The sequence below is a fragment of the Rhodococcus sp. T2V genome, from assembly GCF_029269925.1.
Lineage (GTDB): Bacteria > Actinomycetota > Actinomycetes > Mycobacteriales > Mycobacteriaceae > Rhodococcus_F > Rhodococcus_F koreensis.
On sequence record NZ_JARJBD010000037.1, the window covers coordinates 17,603 to 38,986 of the forward strand.

Annotated in this window: 18 protein-coding genes and 1 tRNA gene; 10 read left to right on the forward strand and 9 right to left on the reverse strand. The window is 68.2% G+C overall.

The genetic code is table 11. The features are described 5' to 3' along the window. Positions 1 to 5: 5 nt before the first annotated feature. Complete coding sequence (locus P3H15_RS27760) at positions 6 to 416, forward strand: anti-sigma factor (protein WP_276140178.1); 411 nt, start codon at positions 6 to 8, stop codon at positions 414 to 416. 239 nt (positions 417 to 655) lie between these two features. On the opposite strand, the gene P3H15_RS27765 is transcribed toward P3H15_RS27760, so the two are convergent. Together P3H15_RS27765 and P3H15_RS27770 are read right to left on the reverse strand one after the other, a co-directional pair. After that, a complete protein-coding gene (locus tag P3H15_RS27765) occupies positions 656 to 1,570 on the reverse strand; it encodes an acetoacetate decarboxylase family protein (RefSeq protein WP_276140179.1) in 915 nt (304 codons plus the stop codon). Positions 1,571 to 1,678: 108 nt separating this feature from the next. Beyond that, complete coding sequence (locus P3H15_RS27770) at positions 1,679 to 2,287, reverse strand: TetR/AcrR family transcriptional regulator (RefSeq protein WP_276140180.1); 609 nt, start codon at positions 2,285 to 2,287, stop codon at positions 1,679 to 1,681. Between the two features lie 102 nt (positions 2,288 to 2,389). Here P3H15_RS27770 and P3H15_RS27775 point away from each other — a divergent pair, with 102 nt between their 5' ends. Both P3H15_RS27775 and P3H15_RS27780 read left to right on the forward strand, forming a co-directional pair. Next, complete coding sequence (locus tag P3H15_RS27775) at positions 2,390 to 3,679, forward strand: NADH:flavin oxidoreductase/NADH oxidase family protein (protein ID WP_276140181.1); 1,290 nt, start codon at positions 2,390 to 2,392, stop codon at positions 3,677 to 3,679. A gap of 83 nt (positions 3,680 to 3,762) precedes the next feature. Then, a complete protein-coding gene (locus P3H15_RS27780; RefSeq protein WP_276140182.1) occupies positions 3,763 to 4,467 on the forward strand; it encodes a type 1 glutamine amidotransferase domain-containing protein in 705 nt (234 codons plus the stop codon). Between the two features lie 173 nt (positions 4,468 to 4,640). Here the strand turns inward: P3H15_RS27780 and P3H15_RS27785 are convergent. Together P3H15_RS27785 and P3H15_RS27790 are read right to left on the reverse strand one after the other, a co-directional pair. After that, positions 4,641 to 4,714, reverse strand: a tRNA-Gly gene (locus tag P3H15_RS27785). 96 nt (positions 4,715 to 4,810) lie between these two features. Then, complete coding sequence (locus tag P3H15_RS27790; protein WP_276140183.1) at positions 4,811 to 5,635, reverse strand: oxygenase MpaB family protein; 825 nt, start codon at positions 5,633 to 5,635, stop codon at positions 4,811 to 4,813. A 94-nt stretch (positions 5,636 to 5,729) separates the two neighbouring features. Here P3H15_RS27790 and P3H15_RS27795 point away from each other — a divergent pair, with 94 nt between their 5' ends. The 7 genes from P3H15_RS27795 (at position 5,730) to P3H15_RS27825 (ending at position 15,199) form a co-directional block, all read left to right on the forward strand. Then, positions 5,730 to 6,353: a TetR/AcrR family transcriptional regulator gene (locus P3H15_RS27795; protein WP_276140184.1), complete on the forward strand. Its 624-nt coding sequence runs from the start codon at positions 5,730 to 5,732 to the stop codon at positions 6,351 to 6,353. A gap of 9 nt (positions 6,354 to 6,362) precedes the next feature. Further along, on the forward strand, positions 6,363 to 6,932 hold the full coding sequence (gene dcd / locus P3H15_RS27800) for a dCTP deaminase (RefSeq protein WP_072937534.1): 570 nt from the start codon (positions 6,363 to 6,365) through the stop codon (positions 6,930 to 6,932). Between the two features lie 124 nt (positions 6,933 to 7,056). Next, positions 7,057 to 8,457, forward strand: a complete 1,401-nt coding sequence (locus tag P3H15_RS27805; RefSeq protein WP_276140185.1) for a hypothetical protein — start codon at positions 7,057 to 7,059, stop codon at positions 8,455 to 8,457. 12 nt (positions 8,458 to 8,469) lie between these two features. Further along, on the forward strand, positions 8,470 to 11,427 hold the full coding sequence (locus tag P3H15_RS27810; protein WP_276140186.1) for a CHAT domain-containing protein: 2,958 nt from the start codon (positions 8,470 to 8,472) through the stop codon (positions 11,425 to 11,427). An 82-nt stretch (positions 11,428 to 11,509) separates the two neighbouring features. Continuing rightward, a complete protein-coding gene (locus P3H15_RS27815; protein ID WP_276140187.1) occupies positions 11,510 to 13,435 on the forward strand; it encodes a DNA/RNA non-specific endonuclease in 1,926 nt (641 codons plus the stop codon). Between the two features lie 22 nt (positions 13,436 to 13,457). Next, positions 13,458 to 14,720, forward strand: a complete 1,263-nt coding sequence (locus tag P3H15_RS27820; RefSeq protein WP_276140188.1) for a zinc metalloprotease — start codon at positions 13,458 to 13,460, stop codon at positions 14,718 to 14,720. A 110-nt stretch (positions 14,721 to 14,830) separates the two neighbouring features. Further along, positions 14,831 to 15,199, forward strand: coding sequence for a hypothetical protein (locus tag P3H15_RS27825; protein WP_276140189.1), 369 nt, complete (start codon positions 14,831 to 14,833; stop codon positions 15,197 to 15,199). A 6-nt stretch (positions 15,200 to 15,205) separates the two neighbouring features. On the opposite strand, the gene P3H15_RS27830 is transcribed toward P3H15_RS27825, so the two are convergent. Genes P3H15_RS27830 through P3H15_RS27850 form a run of 5 tightly spaced genes read right to left on the reverse strand, consistent with a single transcriptional unit; the run spans position 15,206 to position 21,330 of the window. After that, a complete protein-coding gene (locus tag P3H15_RS27830) occupies positions 15,206 to 15,811 on the reverse strand; it encodes a hypothetical protein (RefSeq protein ID WP_276140227.1) in 606 nt (201 codons plus the stop codon). Between the two features lie 49 nt (positions 15,812 to 15,860). Then, on the reverse strand, positions 15,861 to 17,546 hold the full coding sequence (locus P3H15_RS27835) for an ABC transporter family substrate-binding protein (RefSeq protein WP_276140190.1): 1,686 nt from the start codon (positions 17,544 to 17,546) through the stop codon (positions 15,861 to 15,863). Between the two features lie 30 nt (positions 17,547 to 17,576). Further along, on the reverse strand, positions 17,577 to 19,433 hold the full coding sequence (locus P3H15_RS27840) for an ABC transporter ATP-binding protein (protein ID WP_276140191.1): 1,857 nt from the start codon (positions 19,431 to 19,433) through the stop codon (positions 17,577 to 17,579). After that, the gene (locus tag P3H15_RS27845) at positions 19,430 to 20,356 is read right to left on the reverse strand and encodes an ABC transporter permease (protein ID WP_276140192.1); all 927 of its coding nucleotides are present in this window, start codon (positions 20,354 to 20,356) and stop codon (positions 19,430 to 19,432) included. Before P3H15_RS27845 ends, P3H15_RS27840 begins: the two co-directional genes overlap by 4 nt. Next, positions 20,353 to 21,330 carry an ABC transporter permease gene (locus P3H15_RS27850; RefSeq protein ID WP_276140193.1) on the reverse strand — a complete coding sequence of 326 codons (978 nt, stop codon included), beginning with the start codon at positions 21,328 to 21,330 and terminating at the stop codon, positions 20,353 to 20,355. Before P3H15_RS27850 ends, P3H15_RS27845 begins: the two co-directional genes overlap by 4 nt. Positions 21,331 to 21,384: the final 54 nt, after the last annotated feature.

The window sequence follows — 21,384 nt, forward strand, 5'->3', positions numbered from 1 at the left end:
ACGGGGTGAACAAGGTGAGCGCCCGGCCGCAGAGCACCACCGAGTTGCGGGTCGAGGCGACCCGGGATCAGTTGCCGATCGTTCGGGCGGTCGCGCGGACGTTGGCCCACCGGCGCGGCTTCCTGCTCACCGAGATCGCGGACATCACCCGCGCGGTCGACGAGGTGGGTGCCGCGCTGATCGACGCGGCGACGCTCGGTTCTCCGCTGCGCTGTTCGTTCGAGGTGTCGGGGTCTGCCTTCCTGCTGACCACGGCGGTCACCACGCGCCGAGGCCTTCCGCGGTACCCCGGTGCGAGGTGGCGGTCACTGGAGGCACTGACGGACCGCGTGCTGACCACCGACCTCCTGGGGGAGTCGTCGGGCGAGCGCGAAGTTGTGGTGGCGTTCATCAAACAGCGCCGCGGACGCCGCTGAGACGACCGTTGCCGCACGATACGTGGATCGATGGTCCTTGCGGGTCAGCCGGTCGCGACGACCCTCGACGTCTTCAACGTCGGATCGGTGGCATCGGGCGCAGTCGGGCGCTGAAGCCGAGGACTTCCGTGCCGCGAACTCGGCCAGGTGGACGGTGCCTCCGCCGCGCGAAGCGATGCCTGTCCGGCCGGCTACGGCGCTGCCGCAGCAGACACTGATGCGTCCGGCTCGGTCCCGAGTCAGCGGCTCGGGATCGAGATCGGCACCGGCATGTGCAGGGCCAGTTGGGCTTCGGTGGTGACGTCGAGTCGAACGGTCCTGATCGGTGCGAGCGAGCGCACGTCGTCGGCCATGCGGCCCTGCCCGATCCGGAGGTCGATGTTGCGGGGGAGGTACGTGCTTCCGGTCGACAGCACGTTGGTCTGGCTCAGGGTCGAATGCCACGAACCGTTGATCGAGGTGTACGAGGTCAGCGCGCTGACGCGCGCGCCGGTCGGATGGGATGTCTGCGCCGGTGTGGCGACCGACAGCGCCACGTCGGTCTCGCGGTGGTCGTTGGCCACGGTTGCGGTGGTTCGGTCGGCGTCGATGTGGACGTCGAGATCGGTGACCCACTTGGGGAATCCGTAGCCGTCGTGGCCGCGCACCTGAGCGATCTCGGTGCTCACCGGAAGTGACAGCACATAGGACGTGAGGTGGTCGTTCTGGAGGGCGGCTGCGAGGTCGACGAATCCGAGTCGACCGTGTCGCGCGGGCCGGACGGCGATTCCGACGGCGGCCTCGGTGTAGAAGTCGATGTCGCACACGTCGTAACGGAAGAACATCAGCGAGGCCAACCCGAGTCCTGGCGCGACCTCCAGCGGCGCCAACTCCCGGGGCAGGCGGGCGCGGATGGCGCGGGTGGGGGCCAGCATCGTGAGCCGGGCGGTCGAGATGCGGTAGTAGAAGTTCGGGGTGAGCGTCTCACCGATCGCGGAGTCGACCGTGGTCTTGGGGAGGCGTCGGAAGAAATCGACGCTGCGGACGCGAGGATCGCGGGCGACGTCGTCGAGGTCGGTGTTCATCCGGTACCTGTCGTACAGACCGTCTTTCGGGACAGTGACCGTGCGGCCGCCCAGGTCGACCTCGACCGTGTTCTCGTGTGTCGATGGCATCGGCGCAACTCCCTTGCTCGCATGTGAACAGTGCTAACACCAAAGCTAACGGGGGATGTAAGCACTGTCAACAAGTGGCGGGGCGCCCGCTCGGCGGCCTCGGCGCCGTCAGTCGCCGGAGTGTGAGGGAGTGGCGTCCGGAGTCGACGCGCCGAGCACCGCATTCACTGCCGCGCGGACCCGGTCGGCGACGGCCTTGTCGGGCGAAGCCTCGAACTTGCCGTCGAGATGCAGGAACGCCAAACCGTGCACCAACGCCCACATCGCTGTCGCCATCCCGTCCGGATCGGAATTCGGAACAGCCTGCCGCACGACGGATGTGAGGTACTCGGTGATGGCCGACGCCGCGGCCACGCGCTCGGGACTGTTCGGGTCGCACGGCTCGGCGAACATCACTCGGAACAGTCCCGGCCGAGTCAGCGCGAACTGGACGTAGGCGATGGCGACGGCGGTCAGGTCCTCGGCCGTGGTGGGCGCGGGATGCGCTGCGGCCAGGTGTTCGGCCAGTTCGCGGTAGCCGACGGCGGCGACGGCGGACACCAGTGCCGTGCGATCGGCGAAGTGGCGGTACGGCGCGGCGGTGGACACGCCGGCACGACGAGCCGCGGCGCGCAGCGAGAGCTCGCTCGCCCCGTCTTCTTCGAGGAGATCCATCGCGGCGCGCACCAGTGCGCTGGGGAGATCGCCGTGGTGATACGAGGTGGACGAAGTGGGCATGCTTTCAACCTAACGCGTGTTGACAGTGCTTACATGCAACGTCTATGTTAGCACCGCATACCGTGTAAGCACCGCTAACACATCGATCGAAGGGACGTGCACATGACACGGGGATCGGCATCGGAAGACTTGTTCTCGCCCATCGAACTGCAATCTGGGCAGGTGTTGGGCAACAGAATCGCGAAAGCAGCCATGGAAGAGGGGCTGGCGGGGCAGGCGCAGCTACCCGACGACCGCCTGATCAGCCTGTATCGACGGTGGGGGATCGGCGGAGCCGGCCTTCTGATCACCGGAAATGTGATGGTGCACGCCGAAGCGCTGACCGGGCCCGGTGGTGTCGTCCTCGACGCCGAAACGCCGCTGGAGCCGTTCGAGGCGTGGGCACAGGCCGGCAAGGTCGCCGGCGCGGCCATGTGGATGCAGATCAGCCACCCCGGCAGGCAGGTGGAGGCGGCGATGCCCGGGGTGGTCTGGGGACCGTCGGACGTCGCAGTCGACGTCGGCCGGCATTCCAAGCGATTCGGCCGCCCGGTCGCGATGACCGCCGAGCAGATCGGTGACACCATCACCCGGTTCGCCACCACCGCGCACCGAGCCGAGCAGGCCGGATTCGACGGCGTGGAGGTCCACGCCGCGCACGGCTACCTGCTCTCGCAATTCCTGTCTCCGTTGGTCAATACGCGCACAGACGAATGGGGCGGCTCGCTGGAGAACCGCGCGCGGCTGCTGCTCGAGGTGGTCCGCGGCATCCGCGCCGTCGTGTCGCCGACCTTTGCCGTCGCGGTGAAGCTGAACTCCGCAGACTTCCAGCGAGGCGGCTTCGACGCCGACGACGCCCGCCAGGTGATCGCCATGCTCGAACCGCTCGGAGTCGACCTCGTCGAAATCTCCGGGGGCAGTTACGAAAGCCCTGCCATGTCCGGCCGCCCCGCCGACGGACGCACCGCGGCCCGCGAAGCCTACTTCCTCGATCTCGCGGCAGATCTGGCCGCAACCAGTGCGGTGCCGCTCATGCTGACCGGCGGGATCTCCCGCCGAGACACCGCTGAACGAGTCCTGGCCAACAACGTCGCGGTGATCGGCATCGGAACAGCACTTGCCGCGACTCCGGACCTGCCGCACCGCTGGCGCGAGCGCCTGCCGGCCGCCGGCACCCTGAGGCCGGTGACCTGGTCGGACAAGCCGCTGGCGTCACTCGCCGGCATGGCCATGGTCCGGTACCAGATGCGCAGGATGGCCGCTGGGCAGAATCCCGCGCTCGGCGTCCGACCCGCCGTCGCGCTGTTGGTCGATCAGCTGCTGAAGCGCCGTGCGCTGCGCCGCTACTCACGTTGGCTCGCGTCGACGCAGCGAGCCGAAACCGGCAGCCTCGGTGCCGCACTGCGGGTGTGACGCGAGGCAGATTCACACACCGTGTGCCACGAACGATTGGCTCGCGAGGCGAGACGAGGCACGATCACATCAGGAGGAACGTGATGACGAAAGTTCTGTTCGTAATCTCGGCAGCCGACCGCTGGACGCTCAGCGACGGCACCGTGCACCCCTCGGGGTACTGGGCCGAGGAGGTCGCGGTGCCCCACCGCATCTTCTCCGGCGCAGGCTGGGACGTCACCGTCGCGACCCCGGGCGGCAAGGCCCCGACGCTCGATCAACTCAGCCTCGGGATCTCCGGTGGAATGCCCTGGAAGCGTCGGGACGTGAAGCGCTACCTCGACAGCATCGAAGATGTGCTCGCGAGCCCCGCCGCGCTGGACTCCGTCGACCCGGAAGAATTCGATGTGGTGTTCTATCCCGGCGGCCACGGCCCCATGGAGGACCTCGCCTACGACACGACCTCCGGTGCGCTGCTCGCCCATCGACTCGCGTCCGGCAGGCCGCTCGCCCTGCTCTGCCACGCACCGGCGGCGATTCTCGCCGCGACCGACGCCGACAGCACCTCACCCTTCGCCGGCTACCGAATGACCGGGTTGTCCAACCGCGAGGAACTGCTCAACAGGTTCGCGAAAAAGGCACCGTGGCTGCTCGAGGACAAGCTGAAAGAGGCGGGCGTCGACTACTCCAAAGGCCTCCTTCCGCTGCGGCCGCACATCGTGGTCGACAGGAACCTCTACACGGGACAGAACCCACAGTCCTCGGACGAACTCGCCAACCGACTCGTCGCCGACGTCGGGAAGTTCTGACTCCCGGCCGCGCGTTGCGGGGCTTTGGAATGCGAAATTAGTTGCGGTGCATAAGTCTTGCACCCCGACCGAAGAAGCGGGCGACGCAGCGTCGAATGCGCAGAAATAGGGGGTCCGAATCCGATCCCGGGCTAATAGGTGAACCCAACAGGCTCTATCGGGTGAACACGCCGTGGAGCCGATGACGGGAATCGAACCCGCGTATTCAGCTTGGGAAGCTGATGTTCTGCCATTGAACTACATCGGCGCGCACGATATTGGGCGCCCGTAGGCAGGCCCAACACCCTGCGGCGGAAACATTATCAGATGGTGATCCGGACTACGCGGGCACACGCGCGGAGTGTCATACGAGGGGTTTGCCGGTCCGCATTCTGCGTCGGAGGTCGCGCATGAGCAGGACGTAGGGGAGTTCGCGGATGGTGACGGGGAGGCGTCGGCTGACGGCGCCGATGGTGCTCATGGTCCGGTCGAAGCGTCGCTGATCCTTGGCGGTCCAGGTGAGGTGCATCTGGTCGCGGAAGAGCGGTGGCAGGAAGCCGGTGGTGAAGAACAGGTTGAGCCGGCCGAACAGGCGCGACACGACGGCGGGCATGAATTCGACCTTGGCGACGGACACCAGGTATTCGCGGATGGTGTCGTCGATCGACACGTCGGCGAGGGCTTTGTTCCAGTAGTCCTCGAAGGCGGCGCGGGTGGCGGGCCACATCTCCTTCGGCACCTGCAGGGTGGTGCCGAAGGTGGCGCCCTGCTGGTAGAAGTATTCGCTCTCGGTGGCGGTGAGTTCGCCGTGCATGGAGCGGTGGACGTCCTCGAATCCGCGGTAGATGCAGGCGGCTACCCACAGCTGCAGTTCGGGATCGAATGCGTCGTATTGCACGGGGCTGTCCGGCCCCGACTGCACCTTGGCGTGGACGCGGTTGACGCCGTTGCGGAACGCTTCTTTCTCCTCGTCGGTGCCGCGGGCCGCCACGACGAGGTAGGTGAGGGTGGTCCGGGTTCGTTTGATGGGGTGCCGGAAGATCTGTCCGCTTTCGACGCGGCTTTCCACGACGCCGTATCCGACGGCGGGGTGGGAGAGCTGCATGATCACGTTTGCTGCGCCGGCGAGCAGGCCGGCGCCGTCCATGACCAGTTCGAGTCGGTCCGGCACCTCGAGAGATGTCGACATGTGCACTCCTGTCGCAAGCGGTGAATTTCCTATCTGAATACGACCGTACTCACATATATGTGGCGAGTCCAGAGGCAAGTGCGAAGATGTGTCCATGGCAATCGCGTCGGACAGGGTGTACGGCGGCCAGGAGGGTGACCAGCGTCGATCGGAACGACGCGGCCAGCTTATCGAGGCCGGACTCGACCTGCTCGGCAGCGCGGACGGCGACCACGCCCTGACCGTGCGCGGAGTCTGCAAGCAGGCCGGACTCGCCACCCGCTACTTCTACGAGAGCTTCCCCGACCGCGACGCGCTGACCGTCGCCGTCTACGACCACGTCGTGGAACGCATCGCCACCAGCACCTTGGACGCCGTGACGCACGCCGGGCCGGGGGAGCGGGAGATCGTCCGGGCCGGGGTCCGCAACATCGTGCGGGAGGTTGCCGAGGATCCGCGGCACGGCCGGCTGATGTTCTCGGTGGCGCAGTCGAGCGCGGTGCTGGCGCAGCGTCGCCTCGACAGCTCGCGACTGTTCGCGGGCCTGGTCACGAGGCAGACGGTCGGGTACTACGAGGTGGCCGAGAGCCCGCGCCTCGACCTCGCCGCGCACTTCATGGTCGGCGGCCTCGCCCAGACCCTGACGGCATGGCTGAACGGGACCGTGACGCTCCCCGAGGAGGAGCTGGTGGATACCTGCACCGAACTGCTGCTCTCGATGGCCATCCACACCCGTTAACCTCTACCTGTGCTCCTCTCCGATCGCGATCTCCGTACCGCAATTTCCACTGGACGTCTGGGCATCGACCCGTTCGACGATTCGATGGTCCAGCCCTCGAGCGTGGATGTGCGCCTCGACAGCCTGTTCCGGGTGTTCAACAACACCCGCTACACGCACATCGACCCAGCTCAGCGGCAGGACGAGCTGACCACGCTGGTGGAGCCGGCGGAGGGGGAGCCGTTCGTTCTGCACCCCGGCGAGTTCGTCCTCGGTTCCACGCTGGAAGTGTGCTCGCTGCCCGACGACCTGGCGGGACGCCTCGAGGGCAAGTCCTCGCTCGGCCGCCTCGGACTGCTCACGCACTCGACGGCCGGATTCATCGACCCGGGTTTCAACGGGCACATCACGCTGGAACTCTCCAATGTCGCGAACCTGCCCATCACCCTGTGGCCGGGGATGAAGATCGGCCAGCTGTGCCTGCTGCGGCTGTCGAGCGCGGCGGAGCACCCGTACGGCAGCTCGGCCGTCGGCTCCAAGTACCAGGGCCAGCGCGGTCCGACGCCGTCGAAGGCCTACCTCAACTTCGCGCAGCGCTGAGCGTCGGCGGCCCCGCCGAAAAACTGCAAACCGAGTGGTCCGCTACTCGTGTGTATTGCGGCGAGTAAGAGAAGACTGGGATTCGAAGCCGCCCTCTCCTGGGCGTTCGATCCCGGAGGCCGCCATGAAAGACGTCGTCGTGTTGTTGCCCGGTATCGGCGGGTCGGTCCTCGCGCGTGACGGCAAGGACGTGTGGGCACCGACACCGGGCGTGGTGCTGGCGAGTGTGCTCTCGCTGGGCAGGAACATCAAAACACTGAAACTCGACGGCGACGCCCCGGATGTCGACGACCTCGGCGACGGCGTCGTGGCCACCCGGCTGGTGCCGGACTTCCACTTCGTTCCCGGCCTGGACTGGAAGATCGACGGCTACACGAAGTTCCGCGACGACGTGGTCCGCCGATTCGGGGCCGTTCCCGGCGACAACTATTTCGAACTGCCCTACGACTGGCGGCGCGACAACCGGGTGGCGGCCCGCGCGCTGGCCCGGCGATCCCACGACTGGCTGGCGCGGTGGCGCGAGACGTCGGGCAACGCGGACGCCAAGCTCGTGCTGGTGTGCCACTCCATGGGCGGCATCGTCGCCCGACTGTTCCTCGAACTGCTGGACGGGTGGCGCGACACCCGCACCCTCGTCACGTTCGGCACCCCGTACTCGGGTTCGGTCAATGCGCTCGATTTCCTCGTCAACGGATTCCGCAAGGGCTGGGGCCCGTTCACCGTGGACCTCGGTGCGCTGATCGGGTCGTTCACGTCCGCCTACCAGTTGCTGCCGTCGTATCGGTGCATGGCGGGTGACGACGGGTCGTGGCGCGCACTCGACGACACGACGCTCGACTGGTCGGGCACGGGACTCGACGCCGGCCGGATGGGCGCGGCGGTGCGACTGCACCGGGACCTGCGCGACGCCGTCGACGCGCGGCTGAAGTCGGGAACCGTGGGCTACGACATCCGTCCGGTGATCGGCGACTTCCAGCCCACCAAATGGGCCGCCCGGCTATCCGGGTCGAAGGTCGAGACGATGACCGTCCGCGGGCCCGGTGAGAGCGGCGGCGACGGCACCGTGCCGAAGCTGTCGGCCACCCCGCACGAACTCATGACGGGATGGAAGAACGCGGCGTTCTTCAGCCAGCGGCACGGATCCCTGCAGAACGACGACCCGGTGCTCGACCATGTGGGCGGGATCCTGACCACCGCAGTTCTCGCGCCCCCGAACGTGTTTCCGGCGGTGAACGAATCGGTGGCGCTGGAGGTCGACGACGTGACGACGGCCGAGCCGCTGGTGATCCGCGCGCGAACCGGTGCCGGGGGCGCTCGGCTGGTCGCGTCGGTCGAGCCCGTCGCAGGCGGTCCGAGCCGGCAGCACCCGTTGTCGCCGGCCGTCGACGGCTGGCAGCAGGCAGTCCTCGACGGATTATCCGCCCAGGATTACCGGATCACCGTGCGCGCGCCCGGGGTGCACCCGGTCACCGACGTCGCGAGTGTCGTCGACCTCGACGAGATCGCCCGGTCCGTCGACGCCTAGGAGCGCGGAAATATGAGACCCGCAACCGGTTTCGAGGAACTGGAGATCAGCGTGCTCCGGGCGGGCGACCACGTGTGGCTGTCGGCGCAGTCCTGGATGGGCTCGGTGTTCGCGGTGCGGCGAGAGATCCCGGAATGGAAACTGCCGAACGACGTCACGGGAAAGACGATCGACGCGCCGTCCGGATGGCTGACCGACACCGTCCGGCACGCGCGCACCGACGCCGCGGCCCACGCGCTCGACGTCGGGAAAGTGCTGACGGACCTGGTGTTCGGGATCCCCGACATCGAAACGCTGCTGCAGCAGAGCCGGGGAATCGCCGGGCGGGCGGGAACTCAGCTGCTCGTGCGGATCCTCGCCGCGCCGCAGGAAGTGTGCGCCTGGCCGTGGGAGTTGCTGCTGGATCCGCAACGCCCCGACCAGTTCCTCGCCATGGCACGCGACGTCCACGTGGTGCGGTCCGGACGGTCGCGCACCTACCCGATCCGGCACACGCCGATCGAGCCGCCGCTCAATCTCCTGCTGGTGATGTCGAGTCCGCTGCGGGAGGGCCCGGAGGATTCCGAGGCCCCGTTCGACCTGTATGCCGAGAAACGCAGCCTGCTGTCGGAACTGCGGCCCCTGGTCGATCGTGGTCTGCTCCGGGTGGTGGTCGAGGACCGTCCGTCCGTCGAACGTCTTCGCAGTCGAATGGGCATGCAGAGACGAGGGTTTCACCTCTTCCACTATCTCGGCCACGCCAATCCGGACGGTCTGAAGATGGAGCGGCGCAACGGCCGCGGGATGCTGCTGCCGAGCCAGGAGTTCGCGTTGCTGTTGCAGCAGCTGCCGGACCTCCGGCTGGCGGTGTTCGCGGGGTGCGAGACGGCCCGCGCGCCGGACGGGGCCACCGACGACGACCCGTGGCCGGGACCGCTGTCCTCGGCCGACATCTGCGTGCGTGATGCGTGCCCGATGGTGATCGGCATGCAGGCGGTGCTGCCGTTCCGGACGGAGCGACTGCTGACGCGCTTCTTCTACGAGGCGCTGACCGCCGGCCAGCCCGTCGCGGAGGCGTTGCGGCTGGCGCGGCTCGCCATCAACGGCGACGAGAACAGCGGCGACCCCCTGCTCGACTGGGCGGTGCCCTGCCTGTTCGTCGGCGGGAGCGAGCCCGGCGCGATCATCGACCCGGACGCGAAGGCACGGCCGGAACCCTCGCCCCGGCGGATCTCGCGGCGGATCGGGATCCGCCAGGGCGAACTCCGCTTCATCTCCCGCCTCGCGGAGCTGCGCGAGGGTGTGGACGTGCTGTCCGGGCGGACGTCCGCCCGGTTGCTGCACGTGGTCGGGATGCCCTCCACCGGAAAGACCGCCCTCCTGGACCGCGTGCTCGAGGAGCTCGAACCGCAGATCGCACATCTGTTCGTCAGCGCGAAACGGCTGCTCGCGAAACCCGACCCGCTCCGCGAACTGTCCCGGATCGTCGCCGAGTTGATGGACGACGCCGGGGTCCGCGCCGCCCGGCCCGGCAGGCTCAGCGCCGCTGACTGGTGGGAGCGACTACTCGACGACCTCACCGAAGTCCCCACCGCGATCGTCGTCGACGACGGCGACCTCCTTGTCGGCGACGCCCCCGGCGCCTCGGACCTCCTCGACGCCCTGGTCCTGCTGACGCAGCGTCGGGGCGACGCACGGCTCGCCGTGGCGACCACCGGGGAACTCGCCGAACTGACCGAGTCGCTCCGCGCCGCGGAAGTGCGCACGATCCGCCTCGACGCCCTGTCCTGGCCCGAAGTGTGGCAATGGATCCGGCGCAATCTGCCCTCGCTGACGCGCTACCCGGAGCAGGACCTCTCCCGGCTCTACACCGACGTGCGGCACCTGGAACTGTGGGAGCAGCTGGCGGATCTCGCCGCCCAGGACGGCACCTTCGAACCGCGAGACCTGCCGCTGCTCGTCCGGCAACTCGGTGTCGGTGCCGCGAAGGCGGCACCGCCGGTGTCGAACGGGTCCGACTTCTTCGGCGCCGGCCCCGGGGCACCCGAGCCCGAGGCGGCCGCCGCGGCGCCGGTGCGGCACGCACTGCGGTTGGCGGTGGCGGGACCGTTCACCGCCGGTCGCCGTGAGGAGATCGCGGTGGCCGTCACGCAGTGCGCCATCCGGCACGACGTTCCGGGCCGGGTGGTGGCCGGCGAGACGGGGCAGGGCGAATCGGCGCTGGCCGAACTCCTGCCCCAGGAGCTGGCCTTCGCGCACGGTGTCCCGTCCGAGCGCGACGTCTGCCGGTGGATGGAGGACGCCGGCCTCGCCGACGCGGACATCCTGGTGTTCGACTACGGCAACGCGGTCCCGTCCGACGCGCAGAACGCCGTCATCGCACGCCTGGTCCGCGACGGACGACTCGTGATCGTCTCGGGTGACCACTCCGACGACCCGGAGTATCCCGCGTGGAGTGCGGACGCATTCGCCGTCGGTGCCGTCGAGGACGACGGCACCCTCACTCACGAAACCCCGTACTTCCCCGACGCGGGCAAACCCGACGTCTACGCGCCGCGGACGATCACCGGGACGACGTGCGAGCGGCTCGTCGACCGACCGGAAATGGAGGGCACGACCTTCGCCGCGCTGTACGTGGCCGTCGCGGCGATGCTGGTCTGGGCGACCGACCGCGACCTGGCCGCGCGGGACGTCCGGGCGCTGCTGGTCGAGACGGCGACACCGATATCGACTTCGCGGGGTGACACCGCGAAGCAACTCGACGTCGAAGCGGCACTGGACAGAGCGCGGCGGGAGGTCGTCGTCGCAGCACTCGGATCGGACGCACTCGAACTCGGGCAGCTGCTCGCGGAAATCCCGATCCGCCCGGAACTGGCGGTTCCGCTGCTCGACGCCCTGGTGGCCGACGGCACCCGCATTCGGCGGGTCGTCCGGAACGGCGTCGAACAGTACGAACGCGCCGGCGCCGCGGTCGGACCGAGAAACGAGTAGTCGGCTACGCATGACCGGTCCGCCCGCGGCGCGAAGGCTGGCAGGCACAGCACCGAGCCGCCGCCTACGTGAGGACCGAGTCATGACCATCGTCGACAACATCGGAGACGGGCAGTCGCCGCGCGTGACGCCTGCGGGAACGTTCGAGGCGGAACGGCAACGACAACACGATGCGGCAGAACTGCGTGCGCGGGAACGAGCACCCCAGCGCGGCGAGCACGTGGAGGCGCTCAACGGTCCCGGCGGGGTTGCCGCGGCGGACACGCCCGAACGGATCGCGAAGCGGGTGGACCGGCTCGGTCGCTACTACGGCGAGGACGGCTGGGCGTCGGACCCCCTCCCGGATCGGATTCTCGAGAAGATCGTGGGCACAGCCGATTTCGTCGGCGCCCGCTACCTCGATGCCGGCGTCGCCGCCGCCCGGTCCATCGGACGGGTGAACATCCGCGACGCGCGGGGAACCCTGCAGGGCTACGGCACCGGTTTCCTCGTCTCACCTGCCCTGCTGCTGACCAACCACCACGTGCTGCCGGACGCCGACACCGCCCGCAGCAGCGTGATCGAGTTCGACTACCAGGACGGCGTCGACGGAAAACCGCGGCCCGTGCAGATGTTTCCGCTCGATCCGGGGCGGTTCTACCTCGCCGACCGGGAACGCGATTTCGCGCTGGTCGCGGTCGGGGCCGAGCCCGGGACGCTCGCACAGTTCGGTTTCAGCCCGCTGATCCAGGCGGAGGGCAAGGCCGTGATCGGTGAGTTCGTGACCATCGTGCAGCATCCCCGCGGCGAGAAGAAGCAGATCGCGCTGCGAGAGAACCGCATCGTCGACATTCCCGAACGGTTCCTGCACTACTCGGCCGACACCGAACCCGGATCGTCGGGTTCACCGGTCTTCAACGACCAGTGGGAGGTGGTCGCCCTGCACCACGCGAGTGTGCGGGCGCCGCAGCACACCGACTTCGGTGGAGTCCTCAACGAGGGGGTGCGAATCAGCCGCATACTCGAATACGTGCGTGCGCAGAACCTGACCCCGCAGTGGCGGGACCTCGTCGACGAGGTCCTCGGCGCCGAGCGAACGGCGCCGGCGGTCCGCCCGGTGCTCGAACAGGAACGGGAGGTGACCGTCCGGGTTCCCCTCGAGATCACAGTGCGTCTCGGATCCGTCGAGTCAGCGGCCGCCGCGCCGGAAGCGATCTCGATCGATCCGAACTACGGCACCCGCGGTGGGTACGACGAGAACTTCCTGCGGGTGCCGCTACCCCTTCCGCGGCCCGGGACACCGTCGGTCACGTCACCGGAGTTGAAATATCACCACTTCAGCGTCGTGATGCACCGCGAGCGGGCGCTGGCACTGTTCACCGCCGTGAACATCGACGGACAGCAGTCGCAGAGCCCCCGGCGCGACAGCGACAGATGGATTCTCGACCCCCGGCTTCCCGCCGATCAGCAGACGGGGGAGGACATGTACCGCGACAATCCGCTCGACCGGGGGCACCTCGTGCGCCGACTCGACCCGGCCTGGGGCCCGCTGGCCAAGGCGGCGAACGACGACACGTTCCACTTCACCAATTGCACTCCGCAACACCACAGTTTCAACGCGGGACAGACGCTGTGGCTGGGACTCGAGGACTACGTCCTGAAGAACGCGGACAACGCCGATCTCTCCGTCTCCGTGGTGACCGGGCCCGTTCTCGCTCCGGACGACCCGAAGTATCGCGGTGTGGCGCTGCCACGGCAGTTCTGGAAGACGGTCGCGATGGTGAAGCAGGACGGCAGCCTCTCGGTCACCGGATACCTGCTCAGCCAGGCCGCCCTGCTCGACGAGTTCGCCGAGGGGGAGGAAGCGTTCTCCTACGGCGCATACCGCACGTTCCAGGTGCCCGTCCGGCGGATCGCTCGGTTGACCGGTCTGGGCCTGGATCCCTACATCGCGGCCGACCCGCTCGAACGGATCGAGGCGAGCAGTCTGCCCCGCGAACTGATCCGCCCCCAAGACCTGATCCTCTGAAACCGGAAGGAAACCCGACGACATGAGCATCAACGAATCAGCGGCCGATCTGCCGACCCGCCGCACGTGCGGGGCGATGGACGTGCACCGCCGGCTGCTGACCGAGTCGGAGTCGTATCGCATCGCCCGCTCGGAGATCGAGAACCAGAGCATCGAACTCGAGCCGCTGCAGTCGATCGCCGCCCGCGGACCGGTGCGGATTCCGGTCGTCGTGCACGTGGTGTCGACGACCGCGGCGCAGGACATCTCCGACGCGCAGATCGAGAGCCAGATCGCGGTGCTCAACAAGGACTTCCGCGCCACCAACGACGACATCGACACCGTTCCACCCGTGTTCGAGCACCTGATCGGCGACGCCGGGATCGAGTTCTTCCTCGCCGACACCGACCCGGACGGACGGCCGTCGAACGGAATCACCCGCACCACAACCGAAGTCGATTCGTTCGACCAGAACGACGGCGTGAAGTCCGCGGAGACGGGCGGCGCCGACCCGTGGCCGACGCAGAGATACCTCAACATCTGGGTCTGCGCGCTCGGCGGTGGCCTGCTCGGCTACGCGCAGTTCCCCGGCGGTCCCGTCGCCACCGACGGCGTCGTGATCACGCACACCGCGTTCGGCACGACGGGCACCGCGCGGGCTCCGTTCAACCTGGGGCGCACCGCGACCCACGAGATCGGGCACTACCTCAACCTCTTCCACATCTGGGGCGACGACGGCACCGGGTGCCGGGGCTCCGACGAGGTCGCCGACACCCCCAATCAGGGCGGGCAGAACGTCGGGATGCCACGCTTCCCGCACATCAGTTGCGGGAACGGCCCCCACGGCGACCTGTTCATGGATTACATGGACTACACGGACGACGCGGGGATGGTGATGTTCACCCGGGGGCAGGGCGCCCGGATGGGCGCGTGCCTGGACGGCGTCCGGAAGGCGCTGTGGACCGGACGGGCCGCGAGTCCGGCCGTCTCCGCACTGGTCGCACCGGGCGCCGCGGGACGCTGGCGGCATTCCTTCGAGGAGGACCACGACGGTGTCCGGGTGTACCGGCCCGCCGGATTCGACTTCCCCCGGGCGAGGGGGCGGGGCGGTATCGAATTCCGGCCGGACGGCTCGTTCGTCGACTGGGCGATCGGCCGGGGCGACGCCGACGAACCACGGGAGGGAACCTGGGTGCCCGCGGACGACGACGGGAGGCTCGAGGTGACCACGGCGGCGGGCGACACGCGCACCGTTCGGGTGGTCCGGTTCGACGAGGACCGCCTCGAATTGGACGTCGGTGACTAGCGGCCGGTGGTACCTGCGGAGATATAATTCTCGGACCTGGTATTCACACTCAGTGACGCGGTTCCGCCGTACTCGGGGAGACGGATTGGCGCGCCCCGAAAGGAATTCCGATGTCTACTCGAAAAGTGCTGGGTCGGCTGGGAGCAGTGCTCGCCGTCGCGGGCGCATTGTCGTTCGCGGTGCCCGGCGCCGCCTCCGCCGCGCCGTTCGTCCCCGGCTCGATGTCGACGTGCGCTCCCGGTGCCTGGCTCACGTTCAACGCGGAACGCGTCGGACCCGACCGGATCCGGTACACCACCGCCGCGCCGTTCGCGCAGTGGAACGGCGCCGTTGTGCAGTTCACGAACCTCACCACCGGGTTCCGGGGTATCGCGTTCGTCAACGACCCCGTACCGGCCGCCGTGGGATTCGGGCCGGTGCTGAGTGAGGTCGCCGGGCTGTTGCCGTGCTTCGTCAGCGCGGGCGTCACGATGTCATAGCCGCCGTCAGCTGGGGTCGGAGCCGCGGATTGCCGCCAACCACACGGCGACGGCCGCGGCCACACACGTCGCGCCGGCGAACGCGGGAAGCCCGCCGCCCGCGACGTACACCCACAGTGCCCCGGCGAACGGCGCCGCCACCGCGAACTGAGCGTCGAGGAGAAGTCTGCGGGCGGGCCGGACCGCGACCCGGGCGCGCACCGGACCGTCCGGATCCGGACGCGACGGGTTGTCGATCAACCGGCCGGGCGGCTCCGAACGACGCGCTCGACCGGAGGGGAGCAGGCAACGGCCCTCCCACACCACCACAGTGCGACGGCCCGCGTCGTGCACCGTCGCCGCGGTCGGCGTCAGCAGGGTGACCAGAGCGGGATCGAAGAACACCGGAATCCACAGCGAACCCGGTTCCTCACGGACCTCGATCCAGGATCTGCTGGTCAGTCGGTGTTGCTGGCGAACCCGGTGCACCATGGCCGGCCGACCCGGCTCCGAGCGCGTGCGGGTGGCCGCGAACCACGTGTAGCCGGTGACCCCGAGCACCGCCGCCGCCACGACGACCAGGGCGCTGAACTGATCGGCGTCGGCGACGACGGCGAACCCGCCGCACACCAGCAGCGCGCCCACGGCGACGGCCACCGGGTAGCGCACGGCCGCGAACCCGCTAATTCAGGAAACCGATCTTGGTGTAGTCGTAGGACGCGAGACCGGCGGCACCGAAGTTCGCCAGGTTGTCGCGCACCGCGACGTTGCCCGGCGCCTGCATCAGCGGCAGCGAGAACCCCTCCTCGAACACCGCGGTGTCGACTTCGTTGGCCAGTTCGATCGCCTTCTGCGGGTCGAGTTCCGAGATCGTCCGCTCGATCAGCGCGTTCAGTTCGGGCGAACCGATCCGGCCGTAATTGCCCTGCAGATCGTCGGGGTTGTACGCGTAGATCTGCGGCAGACCGCTGAGCGGGAACGGATCACCCACCCAGGAGAATTGGGCGAGGTCGAAGTCGCCGGGCTGGATGACGTCGGTGAAGAACCCGGTGCCGCCCCGGGTGTCGATGTTGAGTTTGGCGCCGATCTGCGCGAGGTTCTGCTGCACGATCTGCGCGATCTGGACCCAGGTGGTCGACTGGTACATCACGTCGCGGATCTCGAGCCTGCGCCCGTCCTTCTCCCGGAACTCGCCGTTCAGTTTCCAGCCGAGCTCGTCGAGCCGCCGCGCGGCCTCCTCCGGGTCGTAGGCGACGGCCGCGCTGTTGTCCTGGTAGCCCTGCTGACCGCTGAGGTAAACGTGGTTGTTCAGCGGCTTCGGGTCGTCGACCAGACCGTTCTGGATCGCGGTCGCGATGCCCTGCCGGTCGATGCCCTTGGACAGCGCCACCCGCAATTCCGGATCCGCGAGGATCGATCCGTCCGCGCCGTTGAACGTGATGTGCGAGAACTGGGTTCCCGGCGCCCGGCGGATCGCGATGCCGTCCGATCCCTCCGCCGTCTTCACCTCGTCGATCGTGCCCAGCCCGGACGCGTCGATCTCGTTGTTCTGCAGCGCGGGAATTCGCGCGGAGTCGTCGAGCACGCTGTACGTGATGGTGTCGAGTTTCGGGGTGTTGCCCCACCACGCGGGGTTGCGACCCAACGTGATCCGGTTCTGCGCCCGGTCGATCGACGCGATCCGGAACGGTCCCGACGTCAGCGAGATCCCGTCGCGCAGGCTCGTGTTGAACGCCTCGGGGGTCGCGGTGGCCGACTTCGGGTAGAGCATCGAATTGCCCGCGAACTGGCCCCGCCACTCGGCGTACGGCTCGGCGAACGTGATCACCGCCTGACGGTCGTCGACGCCGCGCTCTACCCGGTCCACCCGCTCGAATCCGGACGTGTTCGCGATCAGGAATTCCTTGTTCTTCCCGCTGAGCGCCGCGGCCTGGGACTGGATGTCCTCCCACGTGATCGGGGTGCCGTCGGACCACACCGCCTTCGGGTCGATCGTGTACGTGACCTGCTGCGGGTCGGTGCCGGTGAGCGCGACGTCGACGAAGTAGTCGTGGTTCACCGACAGCGCCCCCGAGGCGTCGGTGCCGAACGCGCGGGGCATCATCGGCTTCAGCATGCCGCCGATCTCGGAGTCGTTGCCGTCGTTGGACAGCGTGTTGAAGTTCGGGGGGAAACCCGACAACGCCAACCGCAAATTTCCGCCGTCGCGCAGTTCGCTGGGGTCGTGCGGGTTGATGTCGTTGGTGGTGCCGATCGACCCGGATCCGGTCCCGGTGCCGCCGGTGTCCGAACCCCCGCAGCCGACGAGAACGAGGCCGACGGCCAGGAACGATACCGCGAGGCGGGTGCGCGCCGAACGAATCCTCATGGATGTGCCCTTCCTCGAAGGTCGCTGACCCTAGTGTGCCAAATCGGTCGGATCCGGTACGGGTATTGCCGCGAGCAGTGCCCGGGTGTACTCGTGCTGCGGATCCTCGAAAATCGTCTGCGCGGCCCCCGACTCGACGATCCTGCCCCGGTACATCACCGCGACGTCGTGCGCGATGTTGCGGACCACCGACAGGTCGTGGGAGACGAACAGGTACGACATGCCCCGCTGCTCCTGGAGGTCGCGCAGGAGGTTGAGCACCCCGGCCTGGATGGAGACGTCGAGCGAAGACACCGGTTCGTCCAGGAACAGCAGTTCCGGATCGAGCGCGAGCGCCCGGGCGATGCTGATCCGCTGTTTCTGACCGCCCGAGAAATCGGCCGGATACCGGTCGGCGTGCTCGCGTCGCAACCCGACCAGGTCGAGCAGTTCCGGTACCCGGCGGCCGATCTCCTCGCGCCCGCGGCCGTCCAGCCGCAGCGGCTCGGCGAGCACGTCGAACACCGGCAGCCGAGGGTCCAGGGACGCCGTCGGATCCTGGAAGACGACGGCCATCTTCCGCCGGAGAGCGCGCCTGCGATGGGCGCTCAGCGCCGCGACGTCGGCACCCAGCACCTCGATCGACCCGGATTCCGGCGCGGACAGGTCGAGGACCTGCGTCAACGTCGTCGATTTGCCCGAGCCGGATTCGCCCACCAACGCCAGCGTGCGACCCGCACGAAGGTCGAACGTGATGCCGTCGACCGCCCGGATCTCGCCGCGCTTGCGGCGGAACACCAGACCGCTGGTGATCGGATACGTCTTCACCAGATCGGTCACCTGCAGCACCACCCGGTGCTCGGGTTGCGTCCTCGCAGTGGGGGCGGGGGCCGGATGATCCCGCCGATACGCCGTGAAGAGGTCGCGGGTGCCGCTCTCGTCGACGCGGATGCACGCCGCCCGGTGGGCCGGTCCGGTCGCGACGAGTTCCGGTTCGGCGAGCAGGCAGGCGTCCACGGCGAGCGGGCAGCGCGGCGCGAACGTGCAACCCGGTGGCAGCGAATGCGGTGCCGGCGGGGCGCCGGCGATCGAGACCAGGCGGCTCCGGATCGGCGCGTCCATCCGTGGTACGGATACGAGTAGTCCTGCAGTGTAAGGCATTCGGGGTTCGGCGAACAGTTCCCGCACCGGAGCGGACTCCACCACCCGGCCCGCGTACATCACCACCACGCGGTCGGCGAGGGTCGCCGCGATGCCCATGTCGTGGGTGATCATCACGACGCCGGCGCCGGTGAGATCACGCGCCTTGCGCAGCAGGTTCAGGATCTGTGCCTGCACGGTCACGTCGAGGGCGGTGGTCGGTTCGTCGCAGATGATCAGCGCGGGATCGTTGGCGATCGCGATGGCGATCACCACGCGCTGGCGCATGCCGCCGGAGAACTCGTGAGGAAAAGCCTTGGCGCGCACCGCAGGATCGGGGATCCCGACCAGATCGAGGAGGCCGACGGCGCGCTGCTCGGCGTCCTTCCTGCTGCTCGCCCGGCCGTGAACGAGCAACGCCTCGGCGATCTGGTCACCGACCCGGTACACCGGCGTCAACGCGGACAGCGGGTCCTGGAACACCATGCTGACCGTCTTCCCGCGCAGCGCCGACAGTTCCCGGTCTTCCATGCCCAGCAACTCACGGCCCTGCAACCGGATCGAGCCGGTGACGCGCGCGTGCTCGGGCAGCAGACCCATCACGGCGAGGGACGCCACCGACTTGCCCGAGCCCGACTCACCCACGATGGCGAGCACCTCGCCGTCGGAGACGGTGTAGCCGACATCGCGGACCGCCTCGATCCGGCCTTCCTCGCTGGGAAAACTGACGCGTAGGTTCTCGATGTCGAGCAGCGGTTGCCCGGTCACCGCTTCGCCTTCTTCCTGCTCTTGCGCGACCGGGCGCGCTTCGAGGTGGGGTCGACCGCGTCGCGGAGACCGTCGCCCACCAGGTTGGCCGACAGCACGGTGATCACCAGCAGTCCGCCCGCGAACATGAACAGCCACGGGTAGGTGAGGGCGGATTCGGTACCGTCGGCGATCAGCGACCCGAGAGAGATGTCCGGTTTCTGCACGCCGAACCCGAGGAAGCTGAGCCCGGTCTCGGCGAGGATCGCGGCACCGACGTTCAGGGTTGCGTCGATGATCAGAATCGACGCGATGTTCGGGACGATGTGGCTGATGATGATCTTGTGCGTCGGCGCCCCCATGTACCGGGCGGCCTGCACGAATTCCCGCTCGCGCAGACTCAGCGTCATCCCGCGGACCATCCGGGCGGTGATCATCCAGCCGAACACCGCCAGCAGCAGGATCAGCAGGACGATCGAACTCGACGACTTCAGCCGGGGGGTGAACACGGCGATGATGATGAAGCTGGGAACGACGAGCAGCAGATCGACCAGCCACATGATCACCCGATCCGGCCAGCCGCCGACATACCCGGCCAGCGCACCGACGAGCGCCGCGATGGCGGTGGAGAAGAGCGCGACGCAGATGCCGATGATCAGCGACTTCTGCAGCCCGCGCAACGTCTGGGCGAGAACGTCCTGCCCGATCTGGTTGGTGCCGAACGGATGTTCGGCACTGGGCGGCCGCAGCAGCGCGGTGTAGTCGAGCTGCTGATAGTCGTAGGGGAGCAGGTACGGTCCCACGAAACTGGCGACGAACAGCAACAGCAGGACGCACACCCCGGCGATGGCGGGTTTGTTCCGGAGAAACCGCCGAAACAACAGGGTCCGGCGACCGACGGCCGACACCGCCGCATCGGTGGACGCGATCTGGATCTCGGTCACCCGACACGCACCCTCGGGTCCAGCGCCGCATACACGACGTCCGAGAGCAGCCCCGACAACAGCACGATCAGCCCGGTGAACGACGTGATCGCGACGACGATGTTGGTGTCCTGGTTGTCGATGCCGATCACGATCCACTCGCCGATGCCGTGCCAGCCGAAGATCTTCTCGGTGAACGTGGCCCCGACGACCAGCGCCCCGAACCCATAGGCGAACAGGGTCGCCATCGGGATCAGCGCCGTCCGGAGTCCGTGCTTGAGCAGTGCCGACCGCCGGGTCAGCCCCTTCGCCCGCGCGGTCCGGATGAAGTCGCTCCCCAGAACGTCGAGCATCGCGTTGCGCTGATATCGGCTGTACCCGGCGATGCTGCCCAACGCCAGCGCGATGGTCGGCAGCACCAGATGCTGCACCCGGTCGACGAACTGCGGCCAGAACCCGGTGATCGTGCTGGCCGAGGATTCCCCGGTGTACAGGAAGATCTGGCTGCCGGTGGCCGAGTTGATCTGGAGAGCACCGTATTTCAGCAGGGTTGCCACCAGGAACACGGGCGCGCTGAGGATCAGCAGCGACACGACGGTGCTGAAATAGTCGCTGAACTTGTACTGCCGGATCGCCCCGGCGGCGCCGATCAGCACCCCCAGCACCGCGCCGATGACGGAACCGAGAATCAGCAATCGCATGCTCACCAGGATCCGGCGGCCCAACTCGTCCGACACCGGCTGACCCGTGATGGTGGTGCCGAAATCGCCGTGCACGACGCCGCCCAGCCAGTTCGCGTACCGCACCGGGATCGGGTCGTCCAGGTGCAGTTCCGCGGCCTTCGCGTCGATCACCGATTGCGGCGGCCGGGGGTTGCGTTGTTCCAGGCTGTCGAGCGGGCGGAACGTGAGCGAGGTGAGGCTGAACGTCAGAAACGACGCCAGCAGCAACAGCACCACGTAATTGAGCGCACGTCGTAGCAGGAATCCGGTCATCGGCACCCTTCGCAACTAGGGCTCAACGCTACGAAGTATAGGAGCGCGCCGCCG

Bases quoted from the DNA above. Each gene is read 5' to 3' on its own strand.
- P3H15_RS27765 (WP_276140179.1), bottom strand. From the start codon at position 1,570: ATGCCATCGACACACGAGAACACGGTCGAGGTCGACCTGGGCGGCCGC.
- P3H15_RS27770 (WP_276140180.1), bottom strand. From the start codon at position 2,287: ATGCCCACTTCGTCCACCTCGTATCACCACGGCGATCTCCCCAGCGCA.
- P3H15_RS27775 (WP_276140181.1), top strand. From the start codon at position 2,390: ATGACACGGGGATCGGCATCGGAAGACTTGTTCTCGCCCATCGAACTG.
- P3H15_RS27780 (WP_276140182.1), top strand. From the start codon at position 3,763: ATGACGAAAGTTCTGTTCGTAATCTCGGCAGCCGACCGCTGGACGCTC.
- P3H15_RS27790 (WP_276140183.1), bottom strand. From the start codon at position 5,635: ATGTCGACATCTCTCGAGGTGCCGGACCGACTCGAACTGGTCATGGAC.
- P3H15_RS27795 (WP_276140184.1), top strand. From the start codon at position 5,730: ATGGCAATCGCGTCGGACAGGGTGTACGGCGGCCAGGAGGGTGACCAG.
- P3H15_RS27805 (WP_276140185.1), top strand. From the start codon at position 7,057: ATGAAAGACGTCGTCGTGTTGTTGCCCGGTATCGGCGGGTCGGTCCTC.
- P3H15_RS27810 (WP_276140186.1), top strand. From the start codon at position 8,470: ATGAGACCCGCAACCGGTTTCGAGGAACTGGAGATCAGCGTGCTCCGG.
- P3H15_RS27815 (WP_276140187.1), top strand. From the start codon at position 11,510: ATGACCATCGTCGACAACATCGGAGACGGGCAGTCGCCGCGCGTGACG.
- P3H15_RS27820 (WP_276140188.1), top strand. From the start codon at position 13,458: ATGAGCATCAACGAATCAGCGGCCGATCTGCCGACCCGCCGCACGTGC.
- P3H15_RS27825 (WP_276140189.1), top strand. From the start codon at position 14,831: ATGTCTACTCGAAAAGTGCTGGGTCGGCTGGGAGCAGTGCTCGCCGTC.
- P3H15_RS27835 (WP_276140190.1), bottom strand. From the start codon at position 17,546: ATGAGGATTCGTTCGGCGCGCACCCGCCTCGCGGTATCGTTCCTGGCC.
- P3H15_RS27850 (WP_276140193.1), bottom strand. From the start codon at position 21,330: ATGACCGGATTCCTGCTACGACGTGCGCTCAATTACGTGGTGCTGTTG.